We start from the raw sequence: 15,206 nt of genomic DNA, 5'->3' as shown, positions 1-15,206 counted from the left end.
AGTTGGAAGGTGTGATGGCACCAGGCCAGCGGCCAACACCTCGCACGCTCGACGGACACCTCCCTGTCGCGCTACCCGTGCCAATCATGACGGGTCTGGGGAGGACATCATGGAACAGACATACGAGCCGCTCGCCGCGCGAGACGCGGTCGCCAACCTCGCGGTGAAGGATCTCCGCAGGGCGAGGAAGTTCTACGAGGAGACGCTCGGGTTGAAGCCCGTCCACGAAGAGGGCGGCGAGGTGGTCGTGTACCGGAGCGGAAACTCGACCGTGAACGTCTACCGCTCGGACTACGCGGGCACCAACCAGGCCACGGCGGTCACCTGGACGGTGGGCAATATCGAGGAAGTGGTGAAGGTGCTCCGGTCCAGGGGCGTCACCTTCGAGCACTACGACATGCCCGGCACGCGGCTGGAAGGTGACATCCACGCCTCGTCCGGGATGAAGGTCGCCTGGTTCAAGGATCCGGACGGAAACATCTTGAACCTCATCAGCACCGAGGGCGGTCAGTAGACCTTCAGCGGGGCGGGCCACGGAGGCCCACCCGCGCTCCACCGAAGACGGCGACGAGGCTTCCTCAGGGCTTGGAAGCAATCAGGGTGCCGGCCTGTCCCTGCCCGACGAAGGGCGCTGGCGGCATTCCCAACACACTGACGCGCAGATTGTACCGGGACTCTCCCGCGTCCTTGGCGATGGTGGGATCCACCGTGAGGATCACGCTCCCCTTCTGGAGGTCCACGCGCTCCACACCGTCAAGACGCTGGCCTTCCGGCAACGGCACGAGCAAGGGGCGCGAGGGGCTCTCCCGGTTGAAGAGCCAGAAGCTGCCGCCCTCGTGCTGCTCGTCCGCCAGCACGACTTCCAGCTCATCCCCCGGAGCCACCACCAGGAACAGGTCGGGCCGCTCCCTTGGCTCCCACGTTCCCTTCCAGTTCACCACCAGCGTGCGGATGGCATTGAACCGCTCTTCCTCGGAACGAACCGGGAAGTTGCCGTTGATTTTCTTGGAGATGATCAGTTGATGCTTCGCCACGGTGCTGCTCCTTTCGGCTCCACGAGCCAAACCCTTGCAGCCGGTATGCCGCGACTCAGGAGCTCCGGGCGCTCAGGCCCAGTTCCTTGAGGCGCCGGTTGAGCGCCTTCTTGGAGACCTCCAGGCGCTGGACCATCGCGTCCAGGTCACCGCCACACTCCCGATGGCAGGCGGAGATCTCCTCCGCGCTCAGGGTCCCCGCCCGGCGGATGTTCGGGTGCTTGTCGATGAGATCGTAGATGGAGGAGCGCGGAATCCCGAGCGTGTCCGCCGCCATCTTGAGATCCCAGGCGTGCTGCCGGAGCGCCGAGAGCAACTCCTCGCCGGTGACCTCGGTGGACTTGCGGCGAGCCACCGCCGCGGGCGCGGGTGCTGGCTTCGGAGTGGGCCCCGCGGCCTCCAGCTCCTCGGCGAGCCGCGAGTCCAGTTGGAGGACGGACTGCCCCCGGCTGCCAATCACCAGTTGCCGGGTGATGTTGCGCAACTGCCGGATGTTGCCGGGCCAAGCGTAGCGCAGCAGGCGCACCGCGAGCGGCGCCGGCAACCACGGCTCGGCGTATGGATCTCGTGGCGTCAGGCGGTGGGCGTCGCCAATGGCCTCCAGCTCCTCCCGGGCGAAGTGCTGGAACAGCATCCCGAGATCCTCGCGGCGCTCGCGCAGGGGCGGCAGCCGGATCTCATACCCCGCCAGCCGGTGCAGCAGCGGCGCCTTGAAGCGCCCCTCGCGGATGTGCTCCTCCAGGTTGGCATCCGTCGCGGCGATCAGCCGGACATCCGTCTTGAGGGGGGTATGCCCACCCACCGGGTACAGCTCGCCGGTCTCCAGCACCCGGAGCAGCATCACCTGCACCTCCGGGGGCGCCTCGCCCACCTCGTCGAGGAACAGGGTGCCCCCCTGCGCCGCCCGGAAGAAGCCCTCGCGCTCCTGCGTGGCGCCCGAATAGGCGCCCTTCTTCGCGCCGAACAGCTCGGCGGCCGCCAGCTCCTTGGGGATGGAGCCCAGGTTCACGCTGAGGAAGGGGCGCCCCTTGCGCGGGCTGTGCTGGTGGATGGCCCGGGCCACCAATTCCTTGCCCGTCCCGGTCTCTCCCCGGACCAGCACCGGGACATGGAGGTCGGCGATGCGTTGGATGTGCTCGCGCACGCGCCGGATGCCCGGGCTCTCGCCCACCATGCCCAGCGGGTCCCCGGGCGCCCGCGCCCCACCCGAGTCCTGGTGCAGCAGCAACACCACCCGGCCCGAGAGCTCCAACGGCACGCCCGCCGCCAGCTCCTCCGGCGAGAACTCACGGCTCGTCACGGGCTGACCGTCCACCACCACCCGGGTTCCACCTTCGCCCACGCGCAGCCGGAGCCGCCCTCCTTCGCCCGGTGAGAACACGAGGGGATTCCTGCTCACGAAGGGATCCGCCAGGGGCTGCCCGAAGGTCTCTCCAGGCCGGGTGAAGTTCGGGCCGTTGCGAGACAGGGACACCTCCCGGCCGGCGGTGAGCCCCTCCAACAGGAGCCGCTCTCCGGCCCGGGTGGCCATGGGATGGGAGAAGACGGTCAGCACCGGCACCACCTGGTCGGCGGATGCCACGGCGCGCTGCTCGTGGCCAATGGCCGTGGATACCTCGGCGATCTGCGGGGGGGGCTGGGACTCGCGAGACTCGGAGCGGGACATCGCCCGCGACTGTAGCACCTCCCTTCCTTGGCCCATCCCATGGCGACACGTCGCCGAAAAACGCTCCGTGTCGCCGACAGGCGCTCCGTGGCCTCCGAGGCCTTCTCCGGAGGGGTTCTCCTCGGAAGCGCCCCCGGCTGGTGTTGGCACGAAGCCTGCTCAGGGGAGGCCCGAATCCGGAGTATAACCGTTACTTCCAGTAAAACAGGAAGGTCGCACCATGAAGAAGAACCCTCTCCGCGGCCCCGCCGCTTCCGTCCCCCTGACCTCGAGGCGCCGTCACTGGCGGGCAGCCCTGCTGGGCACCGCGCTCCTGACGAGCGTGGGCTGCGGCCCGGGAGAAGAACTCCCCCTCGAGCAGGAGGCGGCGCCCGGCTCGAGTGCCCAGGCCCTCGCCACCACGGTGCTCCTCTTCGAGCATGGGAGCTACGGAGGCCGCGTCCAGTCACTCCAGCCCGGCCGCTATGACGTGAGCCAACTGACCACCGTGGGCAACGACTCGGTCAGCTCGCTCCAGGTGCCGAGCGGCTGGAGCGTCACGCTCTACGAGCATGGCGGCTTCAATGGCAGGTCCAAGGTCTTCACCGCGGATACGACCTGGGTGGGAGACGACTTCAATGACCTGGCCTCGAGCGTGGTGGTGGAGTCGCCCTCCGCGCCGCAGGGCAACACCCTGTATGGCCATTGGAACGGCGCGGGCGGAAGGAACCCGGCCAGCACGGCCAACCGGCAGTTCATCGTGGACTACACCGGACCGGCCAGCACGGTGACGTTCCATCTCACCGCGCCGCTCGACACGTACCTCTACCTGCTGGATGCCAACGGCAACGTCCTCGCCCAGGACGATGACAGCGGCGGCAACCTCACCTCGCGCCTGTCCTATGTCCTGTCGCCGGGCACCTACAAGCTCGTCGCGGCGACCTTCTACGGCTCGGAGAGCGGGGAGTTCACGCTGAAGGCGGACAAGGCGGTCATCCGTTACCCCCAGCGGCTCTACGTCCAGGCGGCCACCTCGTTCAACTGGATCTACGACGATCACGACACGGGGTCCGACAACGACGTGGCCGTCTGGCGCGCCAACCTCGGCCAGTACCCCGGTTACTACTCGCTGGGTGATGTGGCCCAGCCCTTCCATGGCTCTGCGCCCCGGACGAGCTTCGTGGCCTCCGGCGAGGGAGATGTGCTGGCGCGGCCCGTCGACTACGCCTGGGTGTGGAGCGACTGGGGCTCGGGCGGCACGCATGACGTCTCCATGTGGGAGCCCGTGCCCGCCGCGGGCTACACCTGCCTGGGCTCCGTCACGGTGCTCGGTTACAACAAGCCCTCGACCGACCTCATCCGCTGCGTGCGCACGGAGTACGTGCTCCCGGCCAATCCCGCCGGGTTGTGGAATGACGCGGGCTCGGGCGCGGACTACGACGTGGGCATCTGGCAGGTGGAGCCCCGGGATCATCGCGGCCTGGCGCTGTCCACCTTCATCGCCCGGCCCAGCCACTCGGACACCGGAGGCAACCGCTACTGGGTCCTCAACAAGAGCGCCCTCGCCAACCCGGAGATGAAGGGCGTGCCCGTGGATGGCGTGACGGCCGCCTGGTACGCGCCGCTGGTGTGGATGCATGGCGAGGAGTCCTACTTCCCGTCCTCGGTCGAGTTCTTCCTGCCCAACGTGCACGAGTCCGGTGGGTACATGGTGACCAACCAGGCCCTGGGGTGTGACTCCTGCACGGATCCCCAGTTCCTCGATGGCCAGCGGCCGGGCGCGGTGCCCATCTACGCGGAGATCGTCAACCGCACCCAGGGTGGCCAGCCGACCAACATCACGGACATCGTCTACTGGACCTTCTACCCGTACAACAACGGCAAGCGCGTCTGCATCGGCTGGTACTCGCCGTGGGGCTGCGTGGGCGGCTACTCCACCTTCGGCAACCACGTGGGCGACTGGGAGCACTTCACGGTGCGCTTCGTGGATGGCCGGCCGTCCCAGATGTTCCTGAGCCAGCACTCGGGGGGACAGACGTTCACCTACGGCGACAAGAACGTGGCCGTGACGGCGGGCTTCCACGCGGAGGTGTACGCGGCCCTGGGCTCGCACGGCCTCTACCCGGATGCGGCCCGGCACATCTACAAGAACCTCCCCAACGGGGACTTCCTCGCCGATGACACGGGCCGCGGCATTCCCTGGTACAGCTGGAACAGCACCGTGCCCTTCTTCCGGCAGTCTCCGGGCACGTATGGTGGAAGCCTGTCGTGGCTCAACCTCACCAGCCGCTGGGGCAACCCGAAGTCCGGCTGCGGCATCGCCGAGGATGTGAGCGGGGAGTGCGTGCTCAACGACGGACCCACCGGCATCATGGACAAGGGCGCCTCCAACCCCGAGAACCTGAACCTGGAATGAGACGGAAGCGCGACGCGCGTTGAGACACGAGAGGCCCCCGCGTGCGATGGACTGGCACGCGGGGGCCTTGGAGGCGGAACAAGCCTCCAACGCGGCATCTCAGGCTCCGGCGTCCAAGGCATCCAGCGCGGCTGGCTCCAGCGCCACGACGGTCTTGTCCGTGTGATGGGAACTGGCGGTGCCCTTCGGAACACCCGCGGTGTCGACCTCGATGAGCCCACTTCCGCCGAGCCGAAAACCACCGCCACGCTCGAACATCATCAGCAGCGGCTCAAACGGCCGCACCACCGAAGCGGGCACTCGCGGCAGCTTTGCACCCGCATCCTCCAGCGCGGCGAAGTGCAGCGCCCGCACGCAGGTGCGCACCACCAACACGCCTTGCAACTTCTGGGAGAGGTGGTCCTCGATGGCTTGAATCTGGCCCGGATCGGCTCGCACTGCCGGATTGACCGCGGCGGCGATGTCGAAGAAGGGCCACTCCGAGGACTTCACGGCCTCGGCCCACCAGGAGGCGCGGCGCAGGTACTCACGCAGCAGGGCCACGCACGAGGGAGTCCTGTCGAACGAGCCACTCCAGTTGATGGCCTTGATGCGCTTGGCGACAGCAGAGACGTGAGCGGTCATTTCTTGACTCCCTTCCAGATGAGTTCCACCAACTCGTCCAGGTTGGACAGGTCCGAGGCGAACTCGAACTTGGGTGGCTTCTTCCCCAGCATCTTCTCCCAATGTCCGAAGGGCTCCCGGGCCGCGTCGACGAGCGGCGAGAGGTCATGCGCACCATGGTGCTTGGGCGTGGGCATATTGTAGCCGAGCTTGTAGGCGTCCGGATGAGACGACCGGTACGGCAATCCCTTGTCCATCAGGTGGCTTTCCACATATTCGTGCGCCATCAGCCGCAGGAAGCGCTTCGCCTCGTCCACGGGAAGCTTGCCTTTCATTGCCTTGGTCCAGAGATCGGCGATATCGGGGTCCGGCGAGAAGTTGGCCTTGATGGTCTTGTTGGGTCCGACCGGCAGATCATGCAAGCGGTGGAACAGGTGATCCTTCACGGATATCGCTCAGGCTGTTGACCCGAGCCAGCACGTCCACCGAGACGTCATGCCGCCGGGCGATCATGGATAACGTATCGCCTGAGCCGACCCTGTATTCAATCATGCTCATGCGTAGCCCCGTCTGAGGAACGAGTTCTACTCCAGGCCATAGCCTACGTTACGCCAGGGCGCTACCGAGCAGGCCACCACCACCGACGGTGGGTGGATGCGCGGCTTCTGACTGGACTAGCGTCACGGAGATGGAAGCGGAACAGGGTGAGAGCGCGCGTGTCTCGAAGCAGGAGTTGCAACGGTGGATGACGCGCCGCGACGCGCCAGCGTGGGCACGTGTGGCGGTCCAGGTGCCATTGTTCCTGGGCTCGGCGGTGGCCACCGCGTGGCTGGCGGCCAGGGGTCATCCCGCGTGGATGGGCACCGTCCTCCTCTGTGGCGTGTTCCTGGTCACCTTCTTCCCCTCGCTGCACGAGACGGGGCATCGCACCGCGTTTCGCTCGGGCCCCTTGAACGAGGGACTCGTGTGGCTGAGCGCCTTCCTCATGTTGCAGGCCCCCAGCTTCTTCCGTGAGTTCCACTGGCAACACCACCGCGCCACGCAGTCCCTGGAGCACGATCCGGAAATCGCCGGTGCGCCAGGGTTCCTCGTGGGGTGGCCGCGAAACCTCGGGCATTACCTGGCGCGAGCGTCGGGCCAGGCACTGTTGGTGGGCAAGGCGCTGTTCACCCTGGCGTCGGCGGTGCTGTTCACGCCGGCTCAGTGGCAGAAGGTGTTTCCGTTCATCCGGGCCAACCAGCGGCGGCGCATCCAGTGGGAGAGCCAGCTGGTCATCGTGCTCTGGTGCGCGCTGCTCTTCGGGGGATTCAGGTTCGTCCCCGGGTTTGGCCACGTGCTGCTCGCGTGGCCCATCGCGCATGTGCTGCTGGGGTTGTTCGTGATGACGGAACACACGGCCCTCCCCATGGAGGGCAGCCAGCTCCAGCGCACGCGCACCGTCCGCACGAACGCGCTCGTTCGCTTCCTGATGTGGAACATGCCCTACCACGCCGAGCACCACGCCTATCCCGCGGTGGCGTTCCATGGGCTGCCGGAGCTGCACCGGGCACTGGGGCCAGACGTGGAGCATGTCTCGCCGGGGTACCTGGCGTTCCACCTGCTCGCGCTGCGCCATGCGCTGTTCGGGCCACCCGCCACGGCCGGCACTCCCAAGCTCATGGGGCTCGAAGGAGACAATGCATCCCAGCGTGGCCTTCAGGACCGATGACACGGATGAGGGGGCTCGAGGCCTGGCATGCCGAGATGCTCGCCAGTCGTCGGTGGAATGCCTTCCCGGCGGATGCGCGGGCCTGGGACTGGTTCGCGTCCCTCACGGAGTGAGAACACTCCGCGAGGACCTGGCACCAGCCGGGTGGAGGCGGTGAGGACGCTCAGTAGATGGAGCGCCAGTACATCATCTGATCACCCAGCCACTTGTCGATGCGGAACGCGATGTTCGGCGTGGTCCCGCTGCAGGCCGAGCCCGTGCACGACTCGGCGATGTTGACGGCCAGGAGGTAGGGCCCGTTCGAGCCCGGGCTCCACGAGTAGAGCGGACCGCCGCTGTGCCCACCGGACATGTCGCAGCCGTGGTAGAAGTTCCGGTTCCAGCCGCCCACCGGGTTGAAGAACGAGCCGATGTCGCAGGTGAAGCTCTGGCCCCACATGGAGTTGTCCACGCAGCCCGACGGAGCCCCGCCCGAGCCACAGCCCGGGTAGCCGTAGTGGTACGTCGAGTACGCGGCGAGCCCGCTGTCCGAGCCGTTGTAGAAGACACCCATGTAACCCGGGGTGACGCCCGTCGAGCTGGTGGGCGTGTTCGCGAGCACCAGCACCGCCCAGTCATACTGCTCGCAGACCTGGCGGTAGCCCGTCGTCTTCCACTTGTGGCAGTCGTTGTCCACGAAGCCCTGGTCCCAGTACTTCCACGTGTGGTTGACGGCGGCATAGGGCTGCGTGGTGCCGTCCTGTCCCGCGCGGAACTGCGGATTCACCCAGTTGCCGTAGCCATCCCACAGGCAGTGGAACGCGGTCAGCACCAGCCGGCCCTCGAACAACGTCCCCGTGCACCAGCTCGAACCGTTGGGCGACACGACGCCAATGGTGTCCCGCGGCCAGTCGGAGCCCGAGTTGGTCCACCGCACGCGGCTGTCGATGCCATTGGACCACCCGCTCTCACTGCGCGGCTGCTCCGAGGGAAGGCTGCTGCCGCTGAGGCCTCGCTCCCGCATCGCGGCCCCCACCTTCTCGGCATCGGCCTCCGGCACGCTCACTTCGTAGATCGTTCCATCCGGACCCATCGCGCGCATCTGACCACCCGGCTTCTCCAGCCCCGTCTGGGGCTCGATCTTCCGGATGGAGGGCAGCTCCCCGGGCTCGGGCCGGGCGAAGCGGGTGACCTTCTCCAACGGGCGGAGGCGTGGCGCGCTCAGGCCCAGCTGGTGGCCGACCCAGTCGGCGGGCACCTCCAGCGTCTGCACCTGGGTGGAGGTGACGGGCTCGCTCGCGCCGGGCTCGGGCTCCTGGGCGCCGCACGCGCTCAGGGCGAGCGATGCGAGGAAGGTCAGGCCATACCGCTTGAACATCGTGGGCTTCATCAGGGTCTCTCCTGCTTCGGGTTCATTCCCGAGACACGAGCGACATGAGCAAGCGCCAGACCAGGAGCTCACGGCAGCGATTTCGCGGGGATGCACGGCGGTACGGAGCAGGTGGCACAGATCCGGAGCGCGCATGGCACAGGCCAGACCGTGCCACCTGTGCCACGGGTCGAGGTGGGGCGCGTATTTGTGCTACGAGAGCCGTGGGTTCGATTCCCACCGCCTCCACTGACTGGATTTAGCCCCCAAAAGCAAACCGTGCCCCGTCCAGGAGAGGGCGCGGCTCGGAGCGGCGGGCAACCCAGCGGGGGAAAAACACAGAGGCCGCATCCTCGAGCGCACCGGGCGTCAGGCGAGCAAGCGGAGGCTAGGGTTTCACTTGTTTGATCAAGCGCTCCACGCGCTCGATCAATTCGCCCTCTTTGAAGGGCAGCATCATGTACTCGTTGCACGCCCCGCATCGCACGGCGGCCTTCGCCTCCTCTTCCGCCCCCCAGAGGGTCATCACGATGATTCGCAGATACGGAGCCACGGCAACGGCACGAGGGATGAGTTCGAGAGCGTTCATCGACTTCAGCCGCACCAGCATCAGATCCACCCCCCTGGCGAGCTCCGCCAACGCCTTGTCATGGGTGTCGGCCTCGACGACGGTGTAGCCCTCGATGCCCAGGAGAAGCTTGATCGTGAGGCGCGCGACGCGCTGTGCATCCACCACCAGGACACGACCACGGCAAGTTGGCGGAGGAGTCACGCTCATGGCTCCCTCCCAAAATGGACTTCCGTCATTCTCGAAGGTCCTCCCCCGCCACCCCGCGGAAGTCCACCTCAGTACATGGCATTCAACGCAGTGCGATCAGAGCTGGTGAACTCACCGTCCGTCGTGAGCGGGATGCAGGTGTTCATGAGCGACCCCCCCGCCGTGGCCGTGGGCGACGTCCCGGGAATGAGGATGCCGCCCACACCGCCGCTCGCGTAGTCCATGTATCCGCTACCGCCGAGGCCGCAGCTGATGGCCGGATTGGAGGCATCCGTGTGGAGGAGACCGATCGTGTGGCCGATCGTGTGGGTGAGGACATGCTCGAGCACGTCAACGCCATAGCTCGCCAGGCCGGTGCCGATCTTGATGGTGTTGTAGGGAAGGCCGTTCGCGGGGAGCCCAGAGGAGTGGCCGGAGCCGGTCATGGTCTGCAGGGAGATGTTCGCGGTGCAGCCAGTGGCCGGTGCCCGGGCGAAATGGATGCGGAGCGCCAGGGCATTGTAGTTCGCGATCGCCTGATCGAGTCCCAGGCTGAGCTGGCTGTAGCTGTTGAACGTGGAGGTGGGGTTGATGCAGATCCTCGTCACGGCGGTGCCGACGATATTGCCACTCCTGTAGTGCTCCGCGCTCCCCGGGCCGGGCTGGAGCAGCTCCCGGGACGCCTCGAGGCTCACCTGGGTGTCGCGCCCCACGTACACGGCATCATCGACAACCGTGACGCCGTCGGCCGGAATCCCCGCCTCGAGCAGGTTGGAGATGATCTCCTGGTTCTCGTTCTGTACGTCGGCGCCGCAGCCAGCCAGCAACGCGCCACAGCCCACCACGAGCACTGCCGCTCTCTTGAACATGGTCGTACTCCCCTTGTCCGGAAGCGATTCTTCCCACGCTCCCGGCATGGGAGCGTCGGGTCGGACGACAGGCTTTTTAAAACGTTCCTCCCGCGAATCCCAGGAATTTGGGATTAGAAATCAATTCGTGATGATGAACTCCACGCGGCGGTTCGCGCTTCGGCCTTCCGGCGTGTCGTTCGAGGCGATGGGACGCGACGGACCGTAGCCCCGGGCCTCGAGGCGAGAACCCGCGATGCCACGCTTCATGAGGTAGGCGCGCACCGCCTTCGCGCGATCCTCGCTCAAGGTGCGATTGAGCTGTTCCTGTCCCGAGTCGTCCGTATGGCCCTCGATGCGAAGCGAGACACCGGGCCGCGACTTCAGCAGCTCGGCGATCTCATCCAGAAGGAGCGCGCCGTCCCCCTGAATCTCGGAGAGGCCCACCGCGAAGGCGACCTTGCGGCCCGCCAGGGAGAGCCGCTCCTCCTTCACCGGAGACGAGACAGGCTCGGGGCAGCCCTGACGGTCCGGAACTCCCACCTCGTTCGGGCACCGGTCCAGCCGGTCGACGACGCCATCACCCTCCGAGTCCCGATCCGGGCAGCCCTCGTTGTCCGGCGGCCCCGCCTCCAGCGGACAACGGTCCGCCTTGTTGAGCACGGAGTCACCGTCATCATCGGAGCCAGGACACTGCTCGGGCGTGTGCTTCCGCCCGCTCTGGCAGACGTCCTCGGGCGGAGCGTGGTGAGCCCAGGCGATTCCCACCCCCGCCCGCCACGAGGGCGACCCCGGGATGTCGGTGAAGCCACGCCCGGCGAGCGCGCTCACCTCGAAGCCATGTCCGATGGGCAGCCGCACCGCCCCGAGCAACTCCACCGCCACGTCCGGGTGCACCAGCGACTCCGCCACCTGCAGGGCCAGCTCACCGCGAAGACCGCTCCCCCGGGTGGCCACCATCAGCCCCTGCTCCAGCTCGGTGCCCACGTCGCGACCCGGCTCGGCCTCCCTCGACCTCACCCGCGCGCCCACGCTGGCCCCCAACACGAACATTCCCACCTCGCGCCCCAGCGAGACGCGGGGCCAGAACTGAAACCCGGCCCAATGCTCCTGGCGTCCGAACGCACTCGCACTTCCCCCCGGAAGCCCCACGTCGAGCCCCACCGCGAGGGACACCGGCGCCCCCTCCTCGCGCCGCAGCAGCGAGTAGCGCCCTCCCACCTCCGGCGTCCCCAGCCCCGAGGACGAAGGTGCGGAGACACCGACCAGCACCTCCGCGCCATGGCCTCCCTGGGAGATGATGACTGGCAGCCGGGCGGACACTTCCAGGCGCTCCACCGGAGACCACGCCCCCATGAGCCAGGCCGACGTCCGGTAGTGCAAGAGGGACCGGCTGTACCCATCACTGCCCTTCAGCACCAGAATGCCGCGCTCGTAGTTGGACAGGAGCGCGAGGCGATAGCCGCCCACGGGAAGCAGCCGCCCGGAGTCCACCAGCAGCGAGTCCGTCGCGGCGGCGCTGAGGCGCAGGCGCTCCGCGTCGAACGCAACCAGGGGGCTGGAGGGCGTCTGCCCCGAGGCGCTGGTGGTGGCCAGGGCCGCGACGAGCACGCAGGTTCGCGCCAGTTCACGGCGTCGGCGCCCCGCCCACACGGCGAGGACCGACAGCACGACCAGCGCCGCGTCCGCGCCCCCACCGGCGGCCTGACATCCGCCGCCAGCAATCGACACCACCCGGACCTGAACGGTCACGGCGAAGGTGCACGCCGCCTGATTGCCCGCCGCATCCTCCGCTGTCGCGGTGACCGTCGTACGCCCCGTCGGCAGGGTGCTCCCCGACGGCGGCGAGTACGTCACCGTGGGATTGGCGGTGATGGCGTCGGTCGCGGTGGCGGGGGGATACGTCACCGGCGCCCCCGGTGGCTCCGTCGCCTCCACCCTCAGGTCCGCGGGGCAGGTGATGTCCGGAGGCGTCTGGTCGGCCACGTCGAGCGTCACGGTGGCGACGTTGCTGTCCAGGCTGCAGTCACGTGCCCGGAAGGTGAAGCTGTCCGGCCCCAGGTAGCCCGGGTCGGGTGTGTATGTGACGGAGGGCGGCGTACCGCTCAGCGTCCCGTGGGCCGGAGGGGTGACGATGACGAAGCTCAACGAAGGCTCCGCCTCGGTATCCGTCGCCACCAGCGACAGATTCACGGGCTCGCCGTACGGCGTGGAGACCGTCTGCTCCTCCGCCACCGGTGCGGTGTTCTCCGCCACCGTCACCATCCGCCCACCGCCTCTCGCGTTGGCGAAGACGGAGAGCGCATAGGAGCCAGGCGTCGCGCTGGCGGGAATGGACACCGTCACGCCGGTGGCGGACATCCCGGTGCCCGGCAACGTCCAGAGCCGGCGCCCCTCGGCCGCCTGCAACCGCACCAACGGGAAGTTCGTCGCGGAGTCCCTGTAGTCTCCCGCGCTGGCTCCGGAGATGCCCCGGAACAGCGTGCCGGTGATACGCGCGGAGCAGCCGCGCAACACCACATCGGGCCCCGTCACCACCGGACGCCAGGCTGGCTGCGCCCCGGTGTCCTCGTACAGCTCGGCGCTCGCCAGCCACGCGCCCCCGGCGCCCTGCCCTCCCAGCGCGAGCACCTCGTTCGACGGCAGGAGGACGGTGTCGAAGCGCTGCCGCTGGGCTGCGAGGCCCGGCGCGGGCTTCCAGGTGTTGGTCGCGCTGTCGTAAAGCTCCGCGGTGGCGAGCACCGTGCCCCCTGTCCCCAGACCTCCCACGGCCAGCACCCGGCCGGAGGGCAACAGCGCGGCCGAATGGAATGCGCGCGGGCTGGCCAGTGTCCCCGCCGGAGCCCAGGTGTTGGAGACCGGGTCATAGACCTCCGCCGACGCCAGCTCCGCCGCGAGCGAGGTCCCCGCCACCGCCAGCACCCGGCCCGACGGCAGCAGCGTCAGGGTGAAGGAGGCCCGTGCCTGCGAGAGGCTCGCGGCGGGGGCCCACGTGTTGGAGGCCGGGTCATACAGTTCCGCCGAGGCCAGCGGTGTGCCCCCGTTCTCGCCCCCCGCCACCAGGACCCGGCCGTCATGCAGCAGCACGGCCGCGTGACGCGAGCGGGGCGTGGCGGCCGGCCCGGCGGGACTCCACGCGTTGGCGGCCGGGTCATACAGCTCCGCCGTCACCGTGCCCGCGCCGCCCACCACGAGCACCCGGCCCGAGCCCAGCACCGTCGCGGTGTGCCCATCCCTGGCGGCCGCCATCGAGCCCGCGGACGTCCAGGCATCGGCCACGGGGTCGTACCGCTCCGCCGAGTCCAACGGCCCCACACCATTCCCGCCTCCGATAGCGAGCACCTCGCCAGAGGGCAACAGACTCAGCGTGGCACGCTCGCGCGCGGTGGCCAGGGAGGCGGCGGGAGCCCAGGTGTTGCTCGCGCGCGTGTAGCGCTCCGCCGTCCCGAGTACACCACTCGCGCCCCGGCCCCCCGCGGCCAGCACCTGTCCCGAGGGCAGCAGCACGGCGGTGGAGCCCCGGCCCTGCGCGAGATTTCCGGCAGGAGTCCAGCGGCCGCTGGAGCCATCATAGAGCTCCACGTTGGCATAGAAGGTCAGGCTCGGGGCCGAGCTGAATCCCCCCATGATCAGCACCTGACCCGTCGTCAGCAGGGTGGCGGTGGAATTCTCGCGAGCCACCGCCGTCGTACCGGCGGCGGCCCAGGTCCCCGTCGCCGGGTCATACAGCTCCGACACGGCCTGCGGGTTGCGCGCCCCGTCCGACCCCCCCTGGACCAGGACCTTTCCATCGGGCAGCAGGGTGGCCGTGTGGCCGTTGCGCGGATGGACGAGCGCACCGGTGGCGGTCCACGTGTTGGCCACCGGGTCATAGAGTTCCGCGTGGGTGGTGACCCCCGCGCTCGTGAAACCTCCCGCGAGGAGGAGACGACCATCGGGGAGCAACGTCGCGGTCGCATAATGCCGGGGAACCAGGGGAGGCGCCGCCAACGACCAGGTTCCGGCGGCGGGGTCATAGAGCTCCGCGACGGGCACCTCTCCCGCGGAGCTGAAACCGCTGGCCACCAGCACCCGGCCGTCCCTCAGCAGGGTGGCGGTGTGAGCCCGATGGACGACGGACATGGAGCCGGTGGCGGTGAAGGTGTTCGTCGCGGCGTCGTAGAGCTCCGCCGTGTTCAGGTTGGAGCCTCCCGCGACGAGCACCTGACCCGAGGACAGGAGGGTGACGGAGGCCAGGGCGCGAGTCGCGGACATCGCCCCCGTGGCGGACCAGGTGTTCGTCGCGGCGTCATGGATGCGTGCCGACAGGCTGCCGTCCATCACGACGAATGCCTTACCGGAGGGAAGCAGGACGCCCGACGTGACATTGCCCGTGATGCCTGGACTTCCGGCGGAGGCCCAGGTGCCGGTCTCCGGATTGAAACGCTCGGCGGAAGTCACGAAGCCGGTCCGGTTGACGCCGCCCGCCACCAGGACATCGCCGTCGGGCAGGAGCAGCGAGGCGTGCTGCCCCCTCGCGGTCGCCATGCTGGCCGTCGATGACCAGCCGCCCCCGGCGAGCCGGGTGGTGAGCTCACGGGCCCGCGCGGCGGAATCAGGCGCGAGGTGGGCTCCAGGGGACGCCGTCACGTCGGTTGTGCCCTTCTCCTCGCATGCGAGGACGAAGACACCGCAGAGCACCACGAAGAGGAGGCGTACCGAGACCCAACCTGACTGCATTCACCCTCCAGAGCCATGCCTGCGCCATGGGCTGACGCGTGTGACAAGGCGTGTATCACGCTTCACGGACTCCGGGTCACACAGGCAGGCTTATGCTGGCGCAGGTGCTCCAGCCAGAAATCGTCGCT

Annotated in this window: 11 protein-coding genes; 3 read left to right on the top strand and 8 right to left on the bottom strand. The window is 68.3% G+C overall.

The features are described 5' to 3' along the window. Positions 1 to 109: 109 nt before the first annotated feature. Positions 110 to 514 (top strand): VOC family protein, encoded by a 405-nt coding sequence (locus Q664_RS17420; protein ID WP_043396160.1) that lies wholly within the window; start codon positions 110 to 112, stop codon positions 512 to 514. 64 nt (positions 515 to 578) lie between these two features. On the opposite strand, the gene Q664_RS17415 is transcribed toward Q664_RS17420, so the two are convergent. Continuing rightward, a complete protein-coding gene (locus Q664_RS17415) occupies positions 579 to 1,034 on the bottom strand; it encodes a hypothetical protein (protein WP_043396157.1) in 456 nt (151 codons plus the stop codon). A gap of 55 nt (positions 1,035 to 1,089) precedes the next feature. Beyond that, entirely contained in the window at positions 1,090 to 2,700 is a 1,611-nt protein-coding gene (locus Q664_RS17410; protein WP_052518259.1) for a sigma 54-interacting transcriptional regulator, read from the bottom strand. Positions 2,701 to 2,920: 220 nt separating this feature from the next. Here Q664_RS17410 and Q664_RS17405 point away from each other — a divergent pair, with 220 nt between their 5' ends. Beyond that, complete coding sequence (locus tag Q664_RS17405) at positions 2,921 to 5,095, top strand: Vps62-related protein (RefSeq protein ID WP_084610004.1); 2,175 nt, start codon at positions 2,921 to 2,923, stop codon at positions 5,093 to 5,095. A gap of 99 nt (positions 5,096 to 5,194) precedes the next feature. Here Q664_RS17405 and Q664_RS17400 read toward each other — a convergent pair whose 3' ends face one another. Both Q664_RS17400 and Q664_RS17395 read right to left on the bottom strand, forming a co-directional pair. Then, positions 5,195 to 5,719 (bottom strand): hypothetical protein, encoded by a 525-nt coding sequence (locus Q664_RS17400; protein ID WP_043396154.1) that lies wholly within the window; start codon positions 5,717 to 5,719, stop codon positions 5,195 to 5,197. Continuing rightward, entirely contained in the window at positions 5,716 to 6,144 is a 429-nt protein-coding gene (locus Q664_RS17395) for a hypothetical protein (RefSeq protein WP_043396151.1), read from the bottom strand. Before Q664_RS17395 ends, Q664_RS17400 begins: the two co-directional genes overlap by 4 nt. 242 nt (positions 6,145 to 6,386) lie before the next feature. Here Q664_RS17395 and Q664_RS17390 point away from each other — a divergent pair, with 242 nt between their 5' ends. Beyond that, positions 6,387 to 7,406, top strand: coding sequence for a fatty acid desaturase (locus Q664_RS17390; protein WP_084610000.1), 1,020 nt, complete (start codon positions 6,387 to 6,389; stop codon positions 7,404 to 7,406). Positions 7,407 to 7,569: 163 nt separating this feature from the next. Here the strand turns inward: Q664_RS17390 and Q664_RS17385 are convergent, their stop codons facing one another. From Q664_RS17385 to Q664_RS54900, 4 genes are all read right to left on the bottom strand, one after another. After that, positions 7,570 to 8,775 (bottom strand): trypsin-like peptidase domain-containing protein, encoded by a 1,206-nt coding sequence (locus tag Q664_RS17385; protein ID WP_043396143.1) that lies wholly within the window; start codon positions 8,773 to 8,775, stop codon positions 7,570 to 7,572. 367 nt (positions 8,776 to 9,142) lie between these two features. Next, positions 9,143 to 9,532: a response regulator gene (locus Q664_RS17380; RefSeq protein WP_075207457.1), complete on the bottom strand. Its 390-nt coding sequence runs from the start codon at positions 9,530 to 9,532 to the stop codon at positions 9,143 to 9,145. Positions 9,533 to 9,600: 68 nt separating this feature from the next. Continuing rightward, entirely contained in the window at positions 9,601 to 10,380 is a 780-nt protein-coding gene (locus tag Q664_RS17375) for a M57 family metalloprotease (RefSeq protein WP_043396138.1), read from the bottom strand. Positions 10,381 to 10,500: 120 nt separating this feature from the next. Further along, positions 10,501 to 15,078 (bottom strand): Kelch repeat-containing protein, encoded by a 4,578-nt coding sequence (locus Q664_RS54900; RefSeq protein ID WP_075207456.1) that lies wholly within the window; start codon positions 15,076 to 15,078, stop codon positions 10,501 to 10,503. Between the last annotated feature and the right edge of the window lie 128 nt (positions 15,079 to 15,206).

Source organism: Archangium violaceum Cb vi76, assembly GCF_000733295.1.
Lineage (GTDB): Bacteria > Myxococcota > Myxococcia > Myxococcales > Myxococcaceae > Archangium > Archangium violaceum.
This window is presented reverse-complemented; position numbering and strand designations above follow the sequence as displayed.